This is a genomic window from Pedobacter sp. SG908, from assembly GCF_011759615.1.
Taxonomy (GTDB): domain Bacteria; phylum Bacteroidota; class Bacteroidia; order Sphingobacteriales; family Sphingobacteriaceae; genus Pedobacter; species Pedobacter riviphilus.
The window spans coordinates 248,563-266,857 of the sequence record NZ_JAAOYY010000002.1 but is presented as its reverse complement, the minus strand read 5'-3'; the positions used below and the strand labels follow the sequence as shown (position 1 = coordinate 266,857).

Below are 18,295 nucleotides of genomic sequence, written 5' to 3'. Positions count from 1 at the left end.
ATCTGGTACCTCATAAATATTCGGCTATTGCTTGCTCTGCAGCATAATTACATATGGAGGTAACCCCTAAAAATTGGCCAACGGTATTTACCTCTAAAAAATAAAATTTCTCTCCGCTCTTCATAAAATCTATTGAGCCACAGTTTACATCCAGTAACATCATTAATTGATGCGTTTTCTCTTCAATTTCAACAGGAAGATTGTATCTCACATTTCGGTTAGGCTTTTCGAGATTGTACTTTCTGAAATCGGTTTTGGTTTGCTCATCATTTTGAGACATTATTGCTGTAGAAAAGAACTTTCCGTTCAAATAAAAGCTCCTGATTTCGAAATCCTTCTCAATTTTTTCCTGAAAAAATGTGATAAAAAAACTTTCTTCTTCTTTATGGTCTATTACGTTGGTATACATAATACTTTCTGCGTAATCTTTGTAAGTATTTATGGTGATGTTTCCGGTTAACGGCTTTATAATCGTTTTATCCAAAACCGCTTCATCAGTATTTTCAGCCAAATAATACTCCGGAACATCTAATCCTACTTTTTTGGCCTGCGCCAATACCAACAGCTTATTTACAGCGCTATTGCTTTGCTTATTGATGTGTTTTTTGGCTTCAAGCGTTTTGATTACATAATCCTGCAGCCAATGTTGGTGTTCCTGCATATGGATATCGACAGAGGCGTTGTCATATTGGAAATTTTTAAATTTTAACCCGCCCCTTCTGTACCACACACTGGTTATTTCATCAATGTAAAAACAGTTTCGCTGGCTTTCTATGTAGATACGTTTTTCTTTCGTTTTTATCTCAAACACTTCATCTTCATGCACCCGAATAAATTTTTTATCCATTGCCAAAAGCCATTTTATTACTTCATTGGTAGTCGTCTCTTGCTTTTTGGATATAATTAATATCACCTTTATTTATTTTACGCCGTGAATGATTTTGATATGGTTGCCTCCTATGAAGTAAGAAGGCAGCCCATACCTTTTAAATGATCGTGATTAAATGGGATTTTTGCCAAAACTGATGGCCGAAATTACATTTATACAGATTCTAGTAATTATGAACAGGTTCTCCAGGTGCAAGATGACGGATTTCCCTGTAAATATACCCACCTGTACCATTTGCGCCCTCATAGTGGTCATATTCTACACATCCCTCCCCTACGAAGACATTAGATTGAATTGCAGTATAGCCGCCTAACATTCTACCTCCGTTGATTGATGATAAATCGGTAAGTTTTTGGTTTTCAAGTGAAGAGAAATCTTTCTTCATTCCTTTTAAATTTTTCATTTTAGTAAATTTTAATTGTGCGTAAAATTCCAAACTTTTTGGTTTGGGTTTGATGTGCTTTTTCGGGATTGAAACCCTTCTGTTTTTAGGCTAGGTTAGCAGGTTCCGTTAGCGTTTCCTATATCCGTTCCTGAGGCGGCCTGCTGGCACGTTCTTCCAATGTATTTGCCACCATTGCTTTCGTAGGTGTCATATTCGACAGCTTCACTCGGGTATTGGCTCGGACAGGCAAAATTTGATCTGATGAAATACAGGCCACCCTGTATTTTTCCAAGATCCTGGAGTTTTTTGTTTTCTAATGAAGAAAGGCTCTTCTTCATTCCTTTTAAGTTTTTCATTTTCTTAAATTGATGTTAGCGTTCGCCATCTTGCCCTGGCGTTTGGGTTTTATTAATTTAAAAATCGACACAAACCCAAGGGATTACAAGCGGCAGTTGATATGCGACAGGTTTGAGCACCTTTTCGTTAATTCTGCATGCATATTCGTAAAACTGCTAAGCAGCAACTGAGATTTAATTTACCTTTTCTAAGGAAAAAAGCTTAAAAAACACCGCTAATAAGCTACATATCCGTATTCGGGTCTTTGTTGGTGTTATTGCGGTAATTTTCAGATAAATATTAAATCGGTACAGATATAGAATGAAAGCTGACAGATATTTGTCTGCTGTTTTTTTTAGTGTATACTATTTATACTTTTAAAGAATAATTCAACCTGCACCCCATTAGAGGTGTTATATGTATGATAAGCCAATTCTTTCGTTAATGAACACCTGTGCGAGAACCCTGATTATCCTTTATACGATTTGTTTTCTTATTATTCCGGCTTGCAGAAATAAGGAAAATGCACCTGATGTTGCGCATCGGGCTGTTAAAAAAACTGCTTTCGGGGATCATTTATCGCTTATCCTGTCTTTCGATACCTTATCAACGGAGGCGATAAAAAAAATAGTTTACCAGCAAGACAGCCTGTTGGGCAATAACCCTGATAAAGAATCAGATCCCTATTATCATTATTTCCATGCCAGAAAATATGTTTTTGAAAAGAAAAGAGATAGTGCCTTAATTGCCTACCAGAAAATGAAGGGGCTAAAGCCGAACGATGATATTGAGTTATTGAAAACCTATCGTATTTTAACGCATAAAATGGCCGGCGGATCGATGGTAGAGTCTGCTTTAATGAGCCAGATTTTTGCGGCTTTGAAAATCTCCGAACAGGCCCATAGCCGCTTAACCTATTCCTTTTATGATTTGCTGGCACAGGCCTATTTTCAGAACAACAACGAAAAAAAATCAATCGAATATGCGGCTATTTACTTCAAACATCATCCGTTTAATACACACCCTGTAATTAAACAGCGCTATTTTGATATTTCGTTCCTGTTGGCATCGCGGTTGGGCGATTTTAAAAAAATGATATATTATAATGCCCAGGCCCGGCGTTTGGCAGAACAGGTTGGCGATAGCCTGGCAATAGCCCGCACTTACGATAACGAGGCACAGATTTACAGCCGGCAATTGCAAACTGCCAAAGCCCTGGCCAGCAGTAAAATTTATTTCAACTACCTAAAAAAAACCAATAACCTGAACGGTATTGCCTACAACAACCTGGCTACCGCATTTTCTCAAAATCATGAGCCCGATTCTGCCATTAAGTATTACCAGGCCGGTATAGCTTTCGAAAAACGCGATGTATCAGCCAGGCAAAAAGATATCTATTACAACGGCCTGATCGAAGCCTATAAAATGAAGGGCGATTTTGCCCATGCACTCCAGGCTGCAGATTCTGCCTACGCTATCGAACTGCGTAACCATAAAGCAATCGAAGCGGTTAAGGTTGCCGAAATTCATGAAAAATATGAGGCAGAGAAAAAAGACCGGAATATAGCAGAGTTAAATAACCGCAATAAACTGAACGAAACCATTATTAAACAGCAACGTTTAACCATTTTTTTAACGCTGCTGGTTTTTCTGGCTGTAGTTTCTTTCTTTTATATCTTTTATCGTCAGCAGCGCTTAAGAGAAAAAAATAAACTGCTTAAATCTGAAAACCAGCGGCTAAATGTAGAGCAGAAAATGCTTCAGGCACAGTTAAATCCACATTTTATTTTCAATGCCATTGCAAATTTGCAGAGCCTGGTTGCCTCCGGGCATGTCGAAGAATCAGTATCTTATTTGCGGTCTTTTTCGGGCTTACTGCGTGGGGTATTAGAGCAAAACAGAAAAGATTTTATCGAAATTGAAGAAGAAATAGCTTCCTTAAACAATTATCTTCAATTACAGCAAATGCGTTATGCTGATGTTTTCGATTATAAAATTCTTGTTGATGATCAGCTGGACCAGAACGAAACGCTCATCCCGCCAATGCTCATTCAGCCTTTTGTAGAGAATGCCATTGAGCATGGTTTCCGAAATATTGCTTACAAAGGCTTGTTAACCATATCTTTCAAGTTAAAAAACGATTTGCTGGTGATTGAAATTGATGATAACGGCAGTGGGCTGACCAAAAAAACAGCCGAAGATAAAAAGAAGCAATCGCTGGCCCAGGTAATTTTAAAAGAAAGAATTGATTTACTCTTTACTGCTAAGGGACAGAAAGCGGAGTTTAATGTAAATAATAAAGGCGGGGGCACTGCAACAGGTGTATTTGCTGAAATCCTGATCCCCGTAATTAATAATTAAATAGCAGTTATGAAGCTTTATATTTTAGAAGATGAAATCCGGATATTACAGCACATTTTACAAATTGTTAAGAAATTAGCATATTTGGAAGTAGTTGGCACTGCCGGAGAAATTAAAGTGGCTACGAAAGAAATACCGGTGTTAAAACCCGATATTATTCTGGCTGATATCCGTTTAAAGGATGGCGATAGTTTTCACCTGTTCGATGAAATAGGTGTTGCTGATTTTCAGGTTATTTTTCTCACCGCCTACGATCAATATGCTATACAGGCACTTAACTTAGGAGCATTTGGCTATTTACTCAAACCTATTGATGAGGTATCGTTAACCGCATATTTAAACAAATGTTACCATCACCGCGAGCAGGAAACCTTAGGGCAGCAACAGCTTGCTATTGCTAAAGAACATTACCTTGCCCAGGGCGTGGCCGCTGCGAAACGGATTGCGTTAAAAAGTCTCGAATATATAGAAGTTGTAGCCATTGATGATATTATGTACTGTAAAAGTGATAAAGGTTATACCACGTTTTACTTAAATACCGATAGCGAGATTTTGGTTTCTAAAGGGCTAAAGGAATATGAAAGTTTGCTTACGCCCTTTGGTTTCTTAAGGTGCCATCAATCGTACCTGATTAATTTTAAATACGTTAAAAAGTATTACCGCGAAGGTTATTTACAAATGGAAAACAAGGAAAATATTCCGGTTTCCAGCAGGAAAAAGGAAGAAGTATTACGATACCTTGAAAATATTGCATAATACTTGCTGGAGTTTGTTTACAGGTCGCTTCAGCAGTATAACTTTAAAAAGCTTAATCAGAGTGATACTTCTAAAGCACATCTGAAATCCAGCATATTTGTCAACTATGCCCCCTTTGAGTTACCCATAGAAATTCAAGCGAAAAATCAGGTACAGGCTCTACGCCTAGGGTTCATCAACTAAATTCAATAATATTTTGTGATGAACTGTTTATTATCGCTTTAACTTCTAATTTCCCTGCGCATAAAAAGGTAATAAGCAATGGCTGGTTCAGGTATACTGGTGCAATTGCTTTAGCCGTAAATAGCCAGTGTGTTCTAAAGATTACGCGATTTGTAACTTATATCACAATTGAACTAAGTGTAACCTTAAAAAGGTTTGGGTTTTATTATACGAAAAACACCTCAATGCATCAATTCGAAACCTTGAACGTTCCTGTTAATTCTACTATTTTATTAGTATTAGACAGATCAAAATTTAGGTTAGTATTGGTTTTGAAAGAACCTTCGAGCAAAGTGTTCCCAGTTTTATACCTCGTTATATTTACTATACCCGGGGTAAAAAGCCCCCAGGTTAAAAAATAGCTTTTTTTCGGTACTTTTAGCTGACAGGTGTATACATTAAAGTTGCCAGCAGACTGACCAATATAGGTAAGGTAAAAACTTTCTCCCCGCGTGTCATTGTTGGCAGAAATTGCTGTAATCAAACTACCTGAATAGTCTTGAATGGTTTGGAATTTTATATCATCCTGTGGACTTTGAAAGTTATAAGTAATACCCTCCGCCTTGATGGAAAAGCTCCCTATTAATGGTTTGGTACAGGTTGTGATGGGCGGCAAATTATTTTTATAGCCCCTGTTTGGCGAAAATGTATTGTTTTGATAAATTACCTTATCCTGTCCATCGAAGATGGTTAGGGTACCGGAATTACGGCCACAGCCAATAAAACTGAGGTTAAAAGCGCCGTTAAGCAGTACCGAATTAATTTTTTTACCGTCTATGGCCAATTCTGCTCTCCCATTAAGCGGCTTAAAATCACAATCTTCAACGGTTCCGGTTACACTTGTTAAAAAAGGAGCTAAATCTACCGTGTAGGTGGTTCCACCTGTTATTCCTTCAGGTATGGCCGGTGTGGTATAATTTGTTTCTATCCGATCGGTACAAGGGCTAAACATTCCCGTGCGTAAATTGGTTAATGCGGGTACATACAATAAAACATTACCTCTTGAATTTACATTGGTGCTCGGTATGCCAATACTATTAAACTCGCTCATTGCGTAGAAAAATTCAAAACCGGCAGGTACATTTAGATTCTTATCTTGTACACGCGATCTGAATAGTGCACTTGGGCGCGCATAGGCCCATTGCAAATAAGATAAGTTAACTGTACTACCGGTAAAAGTCTGCCCTACCAGGTTTGCTGCCCCGCTTTCTGTCCAAATACCATCAGCCTCATTGAAGGCCCACAGTTTTACCGGATTTCTGATGTAAACATACTGATAGCCGATTTGGTAAGTATAATTAACCGCTTTGCTTAATTTTAGTTTTTCGCCCGAAGCGCTATAAATTTCTACCTCCATGCCGCCCCAGCTTTCCAAGACTACTTTCTGGTTCGTGGCTGTTAATCCGCGAACATCACCCGGAAACTGGCGGTTGCTTTCATTAAACCTGTTTGCAGGTATTTTAACCGTTACCATACCCAAATAATTGCTCCCATCCAGTTTGGTAAAACTATTTGGCTGAAAAACCAGTGCCACATAGTTATTGCTCACCGTACCGCCATTTGCAGCCTCAAAACTACCCGCCACCAATTCGGGGATCAACTTAAACCTCAAACCATCCAGCGAACTATACTTGTCGACTGTTAAAATCTTAGTGTAGGTAAAGAAGCCGTTTTTGGCAAGAGTTAATTTAACTTTATCAGGATTAGCTACGCTGCCTTTATATTCAAAATAGCCGTTTTCTGCTGTTGTTAGTTTTTTTCCCTCTATGGTAACTTCTACTCCCTCCGCACTCGATCCATTTGTATTTAAAACTATACCCGATATCTCCATCTCCACCACAGCAGCTGGAGGGCTGGGAGGGGTAACTGTTAAGTCAGTGTTATCGTGTTTTTTGCATGCCGAAAAAAAGAATATAGCTATGCATAAGAAAATAGAGAGGGCGTTGTATTTCATCGTACGAATCTAATTAAACTAATTTACACTGCCAAACGGCTGCAAAAAAGTCTATCCTATTAGCCTTTTTTTGTTTTTTATCGCCTTTTTCCAAGCTGATTTTGCCAGTCTTAAATCTGCATCGTACGCTTCTCAGGCCATCATGGAAGCAGAACAAAATGCAATGGTTTTAGCGAAATAGATATCTCTTAAAGATACTAAAGCTACCTATTTTGGGTAGCTTTTTTTTCTAAACAATTTCTGGCATGGTTGATTTTTTCCTAAAATATTTTCACGGCGCCTGCACTAATGGCTCTGAAGGTTATAGCTTAATGATTTTTCTTGTGTGATGGAATGCACCTGTTTTTTGTTTCTCTCCAGCCTTTTGGATTAACAATAGCAAGAAATTACTCCGATGAACTATATGCAGCTAAAATCGAACTCCCCATCAAGATAATATAATCTGTCTTCAAAACTTATTAGGCTTTAGCAAAAAGAAATACACTACTTTGCCAAAGTATGCTTAGTTTCACGCCATGCCCAGGGTGCTACCGCATCCGCTTCCTGCCAAAGGCCTACTTTATTTTTCCTTGCAGTGATTTCTAACTGCGCATAAAGCGGATCACTCGAATATTTTTTAAAATGCCAGGCCATGCCTTGTTTAATCATTTCCTGGTTTACTACCTGTTTTTTATTGTTAACAACCACAGCTATCAATCTTTTGTAGCGGTCGTATTTTTGGCCTTGTACGCTAACCATTTGCCCGAAACATAAATCGGATAAAGCTTTTTTAGCATTGTTGCCAAAAGGTTGCGAGCCGCGTTTCTCAGGACAATCGATATGGGCCAAGCGGATTTTAATAGGTTGGTTTTGGTATAATACCTCCATGGTATCGCCATCCATAATGCGGATCACTTTGGCGGTAAAAACAAGATGGTTGTTGTTTATGAGAGGTTTACTCTCGCTTGGTGGGATGAAACAAGCCTGGAGCGTTAACAATAAAACCAACAAACTTATTTTTCCCAACCGCATAATGTTTTTCCGTCTTTTTTGGCTTTTTCTATATCCACTTTTATAATTTTATACGTGCAATTGCTTAAACCCCGGCAACTGGAGGTATAGTGGTATTTTTTAGCACCAGCACTGTTGCAAATGTACACGGTTGTGTTTTCTTTACAAGTAGTGTTGGTAAAGAAAAAGAGGATGATGATGAGAAGCGATTTCATTAATTGGGACGTTTAATTTTAATGAGTGTTTTGTAAATCAATAGCTTACTGCTAATTTATGATGTTATTAACCCTTAATGATTTTTTGTATTACTGGGTCTAAAAAAGAAGGAAGATCGGTTGTTTGCAGGTAGAATTTTTTCACGTTCATGGCTTTGAACCAATCGCTCCAATATTGTTTAATTACATCTTCTTCGTAGGGGTTTTTCTCAGAGGGGTTAATTCCTAAAACAATAATTTCCAGGTCTTTTAAATTATGTTCAAAAGGAATAAAACCAAGATTATTTTTTTTAATGGTAGTAAGATAATTAGCCGAGGTAAGTTTTTTAGTTTGAATAAAAGCCGGAGTAATGTAAGAGCTTTTACCTCCTTTTAAAACTATGCTTTTTTCGTGAAACATGTAACCATCGGTTAAGATTACTAAAATGTTTCGGTATTTTTCCTTTATGCAATAATTCTGAACATTATTTTTAAAGAATTTCCAAATGTCAGAACCAGCGTAATGGCCGCTTTTGATTGAGTTTTGATAAATTTTTGAAGGGATTTCGGAGAAATTCCTATCCACATTCTGGATATCCTTTTTACTGATAGACTTATTGAAGTTCACCTTTAATTGCTGGCTTAAGTTATCGATACCTTGCATTTTTGGGATCGGATCGAAAAATACCTGCATTTGATCGTCAAGTAGAAGAATTTTTTTCTCTTTAATATGATTGATGAATGCCTTTTCAACAGATTTAATATATTGAAGATCTCTCTGGTAAAAATCAGGGTTCTTTTTAGGATCTATCCTATCTGATAAATCTAACAAAAAGCTAATGTTAAGATTCTGAGCTTTTGATTGCCCTGGCTCTATTCTATTTTCTTTTTTAAAGCTACTGGTAAATAAGAAGATTAAAATTAATGAGTATAGTAATTTTATTTTCATGATGGTTATTTTATAAGGCAGGTAAATAAACAGCGTTCTGAGCATCGTCACTCGCGCCAACACTTTTCAGATTTTCGTGGTAGCAGGCAATACAATCATTTTGGAGATTGTTCTTTTCAGTTTGCGAAATACGTAGTTTTTCACTAACAAAAGTTATCCAGCCCTTAACATATTCGGAGGCATACAGTACATATTCTTTTGTAGGTATAATTACCGAATCGATTATTCTTTGGAGTTCAATAATTCTCCCCTCAGCTTTTACAGTGCTTTCTTTGATGTTGGCGAGCTCTTTTACTAGTATTTCTTTCTGACTTTCAATATCAGTAATCCTGTCTTTATGGATCTGGATATCCTTCTGTCTGCGTTGCTGTTCATGTTTAATTTTGTCTTTTTCGCGGTGTTCTTTCATGATAAAATCGAATACTACACCCCAGATTACATAAACTACAAAACCTGCGAAGATGATTCCCCAAAATTGAATTTTAGAAAAAGCAATCCAGAGGTTAAAGGGGAGGGATTCAATTTTTTGGTCTGCTTTATAGATGTTTTCTTCTATTTGGTACGCTAAAATGGCATCGAAGATAAAAGTGGTAAAAAAGAGCAGCCCTATTTTAGTATAGTTTTTCCAGCTTTTGTTTTCACCAAACATGTGGATTAAATAACCTAAACCTAAAAATACAAATGGGATAAAGGTAACGAATGCACCTTCAAGTCCGCCATCTTTCCAGGCTTTCTCAAAAGCTTTTGAATCCAGGATGTTCATAATCACAGTACTGGTTGGATCAAATTGTTTGAAGAAGGCCGAGTAAGAAGTGGAAATGTAAAACGTGAATAAATACAAGCTGAGCGGCAAAAGAATAATCAGACCAATCCAAAACTTGGTGGACGAACCTTTTGATGCATTGATATGGTATTTTTCGGGATTTCTGGCCAAGTCATTAATTTCGAATTTCAACTCTTCAATACTATCTTTTACAGATCGGATACTCTCTTCAACAGTTTTAATTTGCTCCTCTTTGTTTGTTTTATTGATAGCAAGTGCTTTAATTTCTGTTTCTTTCTCGTTCTTTTCATTTAGATAGGGCTCTTTTGCCTGTTTCTGCTTTTCTACCAATTCTTTTTCTTCATTTTGGAATTTAGCATAAATTGCATTTAAACATATAGAAAGCGCCAGCGGACTTCCGCTATTTCGCGATCCATCCCTGAAACCAGCTTCATGAAAGGTTATTTTTCTTACTTCCTCAGTTTCTGCATTTGCTGGTTCCTTGATCTCAATGTCTTCATCTTGAGGTGCTTCAGCTTTTTTGGGACTAAAAAATTCTTCAATTTGGGCAATCATAATGTTAAGTTTTGAGTTTGATTTATTAATTCATGATTAGATTTCACGCTTGGCGGAAACAATCCGATCTCTGGCGTATGATTTTTGAATGGGTAAAACCTCAGTAGCTTTTTCTTCTTTTACAGGCTCTTTTTTTTCATAATAGCTGATAATCAAGAAAAGCAATCCGGTTATTACATCTAGTGGAATCCAAATACTTTTTCTATGCAGATAAATAGGAAATATTGGATTGAAAAGAAGCAATACAACAATAAAGACAGCTGTTAACCGGTAGTCTTTTTGCTTAAAGAAGTTGTAAATAAGTACGATTGCGCCTAATGACACTATTGCTCTTAACAAAGTATAATAGGCTATCGGGAGTTTCAATATGGCAATGAAACAGGCAATCGCACAAATGGTGAGGAATTGTTTCATGGCCTGTTTAAAATCCGGTGTTATAATTAAAAGCAGAATTGAATTTTTGTTCTGACATAAATAAAAAGGCGAAAAAATCAAAAAGGGCGATTGCAAGTGGGATGAATGTCCAACAAAATAATAAGTATAGTAGCCCGCTCCTAGTTTGCCCAAGATAAAATCGATGTATACCAATTCCACCGAAAAAAAGTGCTAACAAAGCTGTAGTAAATTTATTTTTCATAATTACACGCGTGAGAGGATTTCATTTTTCTTTTGCTCAAACTCCTCCTGAGAAAGGATGCCATTTTCTAACAGGTTCTTTAACTTTAGCAATACCGCAAATGAGTCTTCCTGCGGTGGTGCTTCAACAGGAGCAGCGGATGTGCTGTTGTTTACAATAATACCGCCACCTGCTGCGGCTCTTTTGTCTTCCAGTTCCTTTTGCCTCCGGTATTCGCGCATTTCTTCTTCTCTTTCCTGTGCAAACTGATAGAGTTTTCGAGCCTGGTTTTTTGGGAGATAATCCATCATATTTCTTAAATTTCTGATGGTTACCATAGTAAAGGTTGCACCTAGTATGCCTTCTTTAATGTGGCAGTCGTAAACATCCTTCCAGTTATAATCCTGGAAATCCATTGATAGCCCAAAACTTTTTGGCTTGCAGAAGATGATTCTTTTGTTTGTTAATGCAATACAATCTGGAGATAATGTGATTGCCGGTTTCTTTTGTACAGCAATATATTCTACTTGTTCGTTAGTGGTAAGCAGACTGTTAATCCGACCCAAAATCTTTTCTACAGCCTTAGGGTCTTGTTCTTCGTTCAAGAACTTTCTTAAATCGTTAATCATAATTAATTTGCTTGTGGTTAATGGTTGTGTTTTTTGCTATGATCGGTTTAAAGTCAACCATAGTTTTATGCTTTCAACACTTCAAAACTACCCAACCTGATACGGCTCTCCTTACGGGAAACCGTAAAGCCAACTAAATATTTCAATAATGTTTTTTTAATGCTGATTTGCGTTAGATAATTCATTAACAATTAGTTATATATTGAATTTAACTTGCCGAAGGCCGATGAATCATTCCTGAATCAATTCGTTTTTGGTTTCACATAATCCTCTGATTTTTCTTTTTTCCACCAGCTATTATCGAGGCGTTTAATGGAATAGAAAGCGCGGTTTACGCCAGGTTTCATAGTTGCGGTATCAAGGTGCCTGGGCCAAACATGGATAATGGTATCGGTACCGATTACTACCCACCAGAAGGTTTTGCCATAACGTTTTGTAGTGTATACCTCGCTAATGGTCCCTTTAATTACTTTGGTATTAAAACCGGGTTCCATTAACTGATAGGTAACTACTTTGTGTTTTTGTGCCTGGGCCCTGCCCATTGCAAATGTTAAAAATAGCAGTGTAACTAGATGTTTCATGCCGCTAAGGTATTCAGGCCAAAAACGGATTCCTTACGGCTAACAGTAAAGGGAATGATAGAGGGTTGGTTATACGAAAAGGAGAGATTGCCTTGCCTGGTTCGAAAACAGACATAGAAGCAACCTCTACATTTTAAGAGCGTGTTGAGCAGTGTTAATTAGTAATTTTCTATAGTTTGATGCAGCTGGTTTCTGTAATCGTAAAGCTCATCGAGGTTAAACAGCTGCTTTTTTTCGCCGGCATCTTTCCCTTTCTCGAAGGTTTCGATGTACTTGTTAACCGTATTGAAATGGAACCTGCAAATGGGTTTACGGTTATTGTCGTCTAATAATACCCCAAAGTACGATTGCGTATCCCGGGCAGCAATGCGTGTCGAAGGAATCTTTTCGCGTAAAATAGCCTTAACAATCTGGAAAGCTTCTAACTCTTCTTCAGTCGTTACGATTTTAGAAATATCGGGGTCTTCATTAATCGGAATCACTTTACCCTCCTCCCTTTTTTCTATTTTCTCATTAATATTCAATGCCGATTTTAAACGATCGCTGATAGACTCGTTAATGGAAACGGTAAGGGCTTTTTTGGTATAATCTTTAAAAGCAATCATCCGGTTTGCGGTTAAGGGCTTATCGAAAAAACGGTTCACCAATAACTTCACCATTTCATCAGAAGGACTGTCGATTTCTTTTTCGAATTCTTTTCTGATGGCTTTGATGTATTTTAATCCTTCGGCCGAATCGAGAATGGTTTCTAGATTGTACTCGTTTTTGGTAAAACTTTCGAGGATTTTAATGGCATTATCTTTCAGGTCTTCAATATCGATGGTTAAGAATGGTTTCTCGTCCATAATATTTGGTTTTTCAAGATCGGCGTAAAAATTGTAAACCGTACCGTTGGTTAATACGCCAAATCGTGCTTTCGAAACATGGTAATAGCGGTGCAACTGAGAGTTATGTGCATCGGCACTTTCTTTCCAGTGTTTACATTCGAATATGAGTATGGGTTCGTTGTTTTTGCGGATGACATAATCCACCTTTTCACCTTTTTTAGTCCCGATATCGCAAATGTGCTCGGGTATAACTTCGGTAGGGTTAAAAATATCATAACCGAGGATTTGAATAAAAGGCATTACAAATGCATTTTTCGTAGCCTCTTCAGTATTGATCTGATCTTTTAATCCCACCACGCGCTGATGAAGTTGTTCTAACTTTAGTTTAAGATCCATGGCCTTCTTGTTATATGGTTTCATCAATCACTTCAGCATTCGGTGCATTGGTTTTCACTGATTCGATACCATTGTTGCGTGCATCATCAGTAGTATACATTTGGCTGGTACCGATAATTTCGCCATTTGCAGCTTTTAAATTGAAATAGTATGCCCCGTTTTTGGCAACTTTTCTGTCGTACCTGGCATCTGTTGGTGCATTGGTTTTAACCGATTCGATACCTTTATTACAAGATGCCTTTGTAGTATAACCCTCGCTGGTGAGGATAACCTGTCCGTTTGCGGCTTTAAGGTTAAATTGATATTCGTTGTTGATTCTTTTAGTGATAATAAATTTTCCCATAATTATTTTTTTAGCTGCTCAAAAGTATGGGAGGATTGTGGTAGATCTTTACGGGAAACCGTAGACTAGCTAATAATCAATAGTTTATTGGTGATCTTGTCGCCATAATGATGGTAATTGGCTCCAGACACCAAGTACGCGGGTAGCACTTTATTTAAAATTGAATTCAAAAGAGGAGATTACAAATTCTGACTAACTATATCGCGGGATGAGTTTGCAGGCATAGATTACTTATGGAATTGAAAACTATATGATTTTTCTATCTATGCAATAAGCAATCAACTGCGGGTTGTTTTGAAATTCAAGGGCTTCCCTCATTTTTTTTAGCTGTTTTTCAATACTGCTTAGGCTATTAGGTTTAATACCCATATCTTGCAAATGCTCCTGCATCATTTTCTGGGATATTCCTTTAGCTAGTAGCGTTAAAATAGCAATGTCCAATTTCTCGAAGTCATATACCTTTTGGTTTATTGTTTTCTTGAGATTCGCGGAAATATATTTCTTATTATCAAAAATAGCCTGGATTGCAGATTTCAAATCTTTGACATCTCCGCGTCCTTTTGGAACAAAGCCATCTATATTCAAACTTTCAAAGAGGATTTGTGCTTCTGACAATCTCCCTTCACTAGAAAATACAAGCACTTTTATTTCAGGTTGTACTTCCTTTACAGCCTTGATTAATCGTGCACCATCTGTTATTTGTTGCTTTGGGAAATCTTCATTGAACGATAAATCTGTTATTAACAATTCATAAGGTTTGTTTTCTGATTTGGCTTTATGGATGCGACTTAAAGCGTCGTCGCAGTAAAAAACATAATTTTTGAAATCGTGCTCAATACCTAAATTTTCCAATGTAACCTGCATTGAATAATTCATTCCTTCGTGATCTTCAGCTATTAATACTTTTTGAAACATAATTTTCTTAATTAACGAATTGGAAAAGAAATTGAAATTCCTAAACCATTTTTATCCATAGTTTCAAAAGTAATAGTGCCTGAGATATTTTTAATACGGGTTTCCGTATTTCGTAAACCATTATTATATAACACTTGTTCCGGTAGTCCTATGCCATTATCATGATATTTTATAGATATGATATTATGGCTTCTATTAAACTTTATTTTGACCTCTGTTGCCTGACTATGCTTTTTCATATTATTCATGAGTTCCAATAATATAATAAAGATCTCACTTGCTGTGTTTTCCGGAACATTTGCCCAAAGATCATCTTCATTACCAGTAACATCAATGGAACGTGTGCTGGCAACATAGGCAGAGAACAGATCTGAAAGCTGTTGCCTAAATGTTTTGTTTAGTCGATCGTCAGTGATTTCGTATGAAATATCTCTTGAGGTGTTATAAATATATTCTAATTGATCGAGCAGATGGTTTCTGTCCAGATCGTTCTTGTTTTCAACTTCTGACATTACTCGGTAAATTTTATTAGCCACTTTATCGTGCACCTTTTTAGAGGTTTTAATCTGGCTATCGCGGATCGAATTTTTGGCCTCCAGCTCCAGTTTTTGTTTTCGCTTCCTGTACCAGAGCGTTCCTGCAACTGCAAACAAAAGGATACCGAAAGCTAAAATAATAACCTGATATTTTTTCTCTTCATTATCCTTTTGTAGTACCAGATTATCTGCTTTGTTTTTTTCGGTTTCGTATCTAATTACCGCAAATTGGTTTTTGGCTGCACGTCTTGCATTTTGCAGGCTGTCATCCAGCTTTTGATAAATAGTATAATAGCTTTTAACTTTTCCATCTGGGCTCAATCGGATTAATTTTTGTAATGCTTGTAATTGATCATCCGAACTTTCTATTGCCTTTGCTACCTCATACATTTTTATTGCATATATCAATGCGGTATCAGGATGTTTCATTTCATAATACTCTGACAAGTGAGCATAACTCGCATTCTGGCCCCAAAGATCTTTTGCTGATTTGCGTATAGATAAAGCTTTTAATAAAGCTGTCCTAGCATTATACTTTGGATCATGCTTCCACATTGTATAAGCATAGTTGGATAGTGTTCTGGAATAATCAGTTTTATCAAGCTTTTTACGCAAAATACTCCGAAAAAGCTTTAACGATTCCTGATAGTTGTTAAGATCTCTATATGTGAGTGCAAGACTATTCTCTACGAGTGATAAATTGTTGTTGCTATCAGCATAAGCAATCGATTTTGTATAAAAGTATATTGCCTGTTTATAGTTTTTTAGAAACGAGGACGCTACTCCTAGCTCATGGTAGTTAGAGCATAGATATTTAAAATGTTTTTTATTACTTGTATTAAAACAATTTAATGCTTGAAGCGCGATTTCTTGGCCACCAAAATAATCCCCACTTTCTATAGAAATAATTGCCATATAAATAAGCGATTTTCCAGCTCCAACACTATCATTTGATTCGAGATAACTACTTTTAGCGTCATTGAAATGAGCAAATGCACTATCTGGCATGTTTTTTTGATAAAAGCTTACTGCACTATTAAAATTAGGATTTGAAATTTCATTCGCAACATTTAACTTCCGCTTTGAACAGTAGGTAAACATCAAAACGCATAGGATTGAGATAGAGAAACGTTTCACTTTAATAGGTTTATACTAAAGTAAAATAAAAAAGGCGGATGTACCGCCCTTTTTTATTAATTTTTATTTGGTGGTGGCATGTGGCCATGCTCTCCACCTGTATCACCGTCATCTCCAGGATCACCGGTACCTGGGTCGCCCGGGTTAGTAGGATCAGTATCATTGGTGCTTACTACTGTGCCACTGTTGTGGCTGCAATTGTTATTTGTATTTGTAGGCGTTGCCAGGCCAAGTAATATGGCAATAAAAAGAGGTAAAAACATCTTGTCAAAAATTAAAGGGTTGATAAATCTGTAGGTCCCCGCGAATCCTATCCCGGGGGTTGCTACGGTTTGTATCAGAAGGCCTTCTGAAATTTTTGGGAAGTGTTTGAGTGTCTGTCGCGGGAGCTAATAACTGCTTCCCAAACCGGCTAATAACTACCGCGATTTCTACTCGTTTTTAACATTTAGTTCTTTGCTTGGATTATCGTTTGAATCGTTGCTTGAATTAATTGTTGAGACAAATATCCAAGCTTCAAATCGCTAGTTTTCAGATAATTCCAAAGATTCTAGATAATTCTTTTTAAATTCCAAAGAATTCCGGAAACCCGTAAGGATTCCAAAAATTCCATTTCTATTTTTACGCTTAAATTTTTTGAAAAATGCCTGAAGATTATCAAGACATAGTATTGGCTGCCTATAAAAAGATGAAGGATAATGGGAAGCTACACGCAATTTTGCCCCAAGCAACTACCACAAGATTAAGAAGGGCTTGTTTAAAGGTTTATGACGATAGATATACCCCAAAAGATGCCGACATACTTTCCATGTTCTTTAAAAAAGATAAAATGGAATGTGATGATTTTGGGAAAGTGATATATGATTCAGATGCCGATGATTTTAAGGCTCTTCGCAATCACATCAAAGGAGAGACTGGAAAAACGAAAGAAGAGAATACCGACCTTTTAGCCTGGCTAATAGATTTGGAACCTAGGCCTAGAAGTGCTTATTATTTGAGCTCTGATAAAACAATTAAAATAGGTGGGATGCCTATAAATGAGCTCTTTCTCCCTCCAGTGCCACCAATTCCACCCGGCCCCCAAAAGCCATCAATTCCTCCAATTCAAGCTGAAGATCCCGTTTATCTCCCCCGCTTTTCACCTCGCTACATCACCGTTTCCTGTATCATTTTACTACTCGTTGGCACCACTTCTTTTGCTGTTTGGGAACGTCGGTCTAAAATGGTTCGAAGGCCTGAGTCAGGTGAGAAATTTATGTATTGGGATGGAGATCACTACGAACCAGTTAAAGATGAAAAACAAGATGTTGGTGCAGCAATAATTCCTCTGAATATCCAAACCCTAACTCAACAAAGAAAAATTAATTTACCCGATACGCTAACCAGTTATTCGATTGGTAAAGTGTGGTATAAAGGTCATGGCAAGGACCATGAATTTTTTACTGATAGTGGCGCGTATCCTTTAGATACACAAAGAGTATTAAAACCACTTTCAAATACCATCTTAACCAAGTATACTTCTAATTATAGGTATTTGCTTACACGGTTAGTGTGGTTTTTATGTGCTGCATTTTTTGTAGGTATTTGCGGTATTTGGGCTAGTAAACTAAAGAAAGAAGTGAAAGCCAGGCATAAACCCCAGGAGGAAAATAGTACTTCTGAATCAGATTTTTCCGAGAGCCCGCTCATGGCAGAACAAAGCGAAAGAAACTTAGCCTTGTAAAAATAATAAAGGGTAGTTAACAGCTACCCTTTCTTGATCTAAAGCAGGATTAAAACAGTATTCGCATCAGAGATTTAAAAAACATCCTGTGGATGATTCTTCCCAAAGAAAACACCGCATATTCTCCAATTTTTCCCGAGCTGAAAGAACATGATTGAGGATTTCTCCAATCCATGTTTTTTTTTATCTTAGTATCTGATTGTTAACTCTATAACAA

Annotated in this window: 20 protein-coding genes; 3 read left to right on the top strand and 17 right to left on the bottom strand. The window is 37.1% G+C overall.

The features are described from left to right. Positions 1-10: 10 nt before the first annotated feature. From gwsG to FHT21_RS16160, 3 genes are all read right to left on the bottom strand, one after another. A complete protein-coding gene (gwsG, locus tag FHT21_RS16170) occupies positions 11-913 on the bottom strand; it encodes a grasp-with-spasm system ATP-grasp peptide maturase (RefSeq protein WP_167295812.1) in 903 nt (300 codons plus the stop codon). Between the two features lie 139 nt (positions 914-1,052). Beyond that, positions 1,053-1,292, bottom strand: a complete 240-nt coding sequence (locus FHT21_RS16165; RefSeq protein ID WP_167295811.1) for a TIGR04139 family peptide modification target — start codon at positions 1,290-1,292, stop codon at positions 1,053-1,055. Between the two features lie 95 nt (positions 1,293-1,387). Continuing rightward, the gene (locus tag FHT21_RS16160) at positions 1,388-1,630 is read right to left on the bottom strand and encodes a TIGR04139 family peptide modification target (protein ID WP_167295810.1); all 243 of its coding nucleotides are present in this window, start codon (positions 1,628-1,630) and stop codon (positions 1,388-1,390) included. 424 nt (positions 1,631-2,054) lie between these two features. On the opposite strand from FHT21_RS16160, the gene FHT21_RS16155 reads away from it, so the two are divergent. Both FHT21_RS16155 and FHT21_RS16150 read left to right on the top strand, forming a co-directional pair. After that, entirely contained in the window at positions 2,055-3,971 is a 1,917-nt protein-coding gene (locus tag FHT21_RS16155; protein ID WP_167295809.1) for a histidine kinase, read from the top strand. Between the two features lie 9 nt (positions 3,972-3,980). Then, the gene (locus FHT21_RS16150) at positions 3,981-4,727 is read left to right on the top strand and encodes a LytTR family DNA-binding domain-containing protein (protein ID WP_167295808.1); all 747 of its coding nucleotides are present in this window, start codon (positions 3,981-3,983) and stop codon (positions 4,725-4,727) included. 412 nt (positions 4,728-5,139) lie between these two features. Here the strand turns inward: FHT21_RS16150 and FHT21_RS16145 are convergent, their stop codons facing one another. The 14 genes from FHT21_RS16145 to FHT21_RS16080 all read right to left on the bottom strand — a co-directional run bounded on the left by FHT21_RS16145 (position 5,140) and on the right by FHT21_RS16080 (position 16,618). Continuing rightward, positions 5,140-6,903: a hypothetical protein gene (locus FHT21_RS16145; RefSeq protein ID WP_167295807.1), complete on the bottom strand. Its 1,764-nt coding sequence runs from the start codon at positions 6,901-6,903 to the stop codon at positions 5,140-5,142. A gap of 483 nt (positions 6,904-7,386) precedes the next feature. After that, positions 7,387-7,914, bottom strand: a complete 528-nt coding sequence (locus FHT21_RS16140) for a thermonuclease family protein (protein WP_167295806.1) — start codon at positions 7,912-7,914, stop codon at positions 7,387-7,389. After that, entirely contained in the window at positions 7,896-8,108 is a 213-nt protein-coding gene (locus FHT21_RS16135) for a hypothetical protein (RefSeq protein ID WP_167295805.1), read from the bottom strand. The genes FHT21_RS16140 and FHT21_RS16135 overlap by 19 nt, the downstream gene beginning before the upstream one ends. A gap of 67 nt (positions 8,109-8,175) precedes the next feature. Next, on the bottom strand, positions 8,176-9,036 hold the full coding sequence (locus FHT21_RS16130) for a hypothetical protein (RefSeq protein WP_167295804.1): 861 nt from the start codon (positions 9,034-9,036) through the stop codon (positions 8,176-8,178). A gap of 10 nt (positions 9,037-9,046) precedes the next feature. Next, on the bottom strand, positions 9,047-10,375 hold the full coding sequence (locus tag FHT21_RS16125; protein ID WP_167295803.1) for a beta-carotene 15,15'-monooxygenase: 1,329 nt from the start codon (positions 10,373-10,375) through the stop codon (positions 9,047-9,049). A 36-nt stretch (positions 10,376-10,411) separates the two neighbouring features. Then, on the bottom strand, positions 10,412-10,789 hold the full coding sequence (locus tag FHT21_RS16120; protein WP_167295802.1) for a DUF6804 family protein: 378 nt from the start codon (positions 10,787-10,789) through the stop codon (positions 10,412-10,414). A gap of 7 nt (positions 10,790-10,796) precedes the next feature. Then, positions 10,797-11,012, bottom strand: coding sequence for a TM2 domain-containing protein (locus FHT21_RS16115; protein ID WP_167295801.1), 216 nt, complete (start codon positions 11,010-11,012; stop codon positions 10,797-10,799). Between the two features lie 2 nt (positions 11,013-11,014). Then, positions 11,015-11,620, bottom strand: a complete 606-nt coding sequence (locus FHT21_RS16110) for a PH domain-containing protein (RefSeq protein WP_167295800.1) — start codon at positions 11,618-11,620, stop codon at positions 11,015-11,017. 242 nt (positions 11,621-11,862) lie between these two features. Then, positions 11,863-12,201 (bottom strand): hypothetical protein, encoded by a 339-nt coding sequence (locus tag FHT21_RS16105; RefSeq protein ID WP_167295799.1) that lies wholly within the window; start codon positions 12,199-12,201, stop codon positions 11,863-11,865. Between the two features lie 158 nt (positions 12,202-12,359). Next, positions 12,360-13,424, bottom strand: a complete 1,065-nt coding sequence (locus tag FHT21_RS16100; RefSeq protein ID WP_167295798.1) for a type I restriction endonuclease — start codon at positions 13,422-13,424, stop codon at positions 12,360-12,362. A 10-nt stretch (positions 13,425-13,434) separates the two neighbouring features. Then, positions 13,435-13,770 (bottom strand): YegP family protein, encoded by a 336-nt coding sequence (locus FHT21_RS16095; RefSeq protein WP_347878503.1) that lies wholly within the window; start codon positions 13,768-13,770, stop codon positions 13,435-13,437. Positions 13,771-14,013: 243 nt separating this feature from the next. Next, entirely contained in the window at positions 14,014-14,682 is a 669-nt protein-coding gene (locus FHT21_RS16090; protein ID WP_167295796.1) for a response regulator, read from the bottom strand. An 11-nt stretch (positions 14,683-14,693) separates the two neighbouring features. After that, positions 14,694-16,355, bottom strand: coding sequence for an ATP-binding protein (locus FHT21_RS16085; protein WP_167295795.1), 1,662 nt, complete (start codon positions 16,353-16,355; stop codon positions 14,694-14,696). Between the two features lie 56 nt (positions 16,356-16,411). After that, positions 16,412-16,618, bottom strand: a complete 207-nt coding sequence (locus tag FHT21_RS16080; protein ID WP_167295794.1) for a hypothetical protein — start codon at positions 16,616-16,618, stop codon at positions 16,412-16,414. Between the two features lie 380 nt (positions 16,619-16,998). Here FHT21_RS16080 and FHT21_RS16075 point away from each other — a divergent pair, with 380 nt between their 5' ends. After that, a complete protein-coding gene (locus FHT21_RS16075) occupies positions 16,999-18,078 on the top strand; it encodes a hypothetical protein (RefSeq protein WP_167295793.1) in 1,080 nt (359 codons plus the stop codon). The last annotated feature ends 217 nt before the right edge of the window (positions 18,079-18,295 follow it).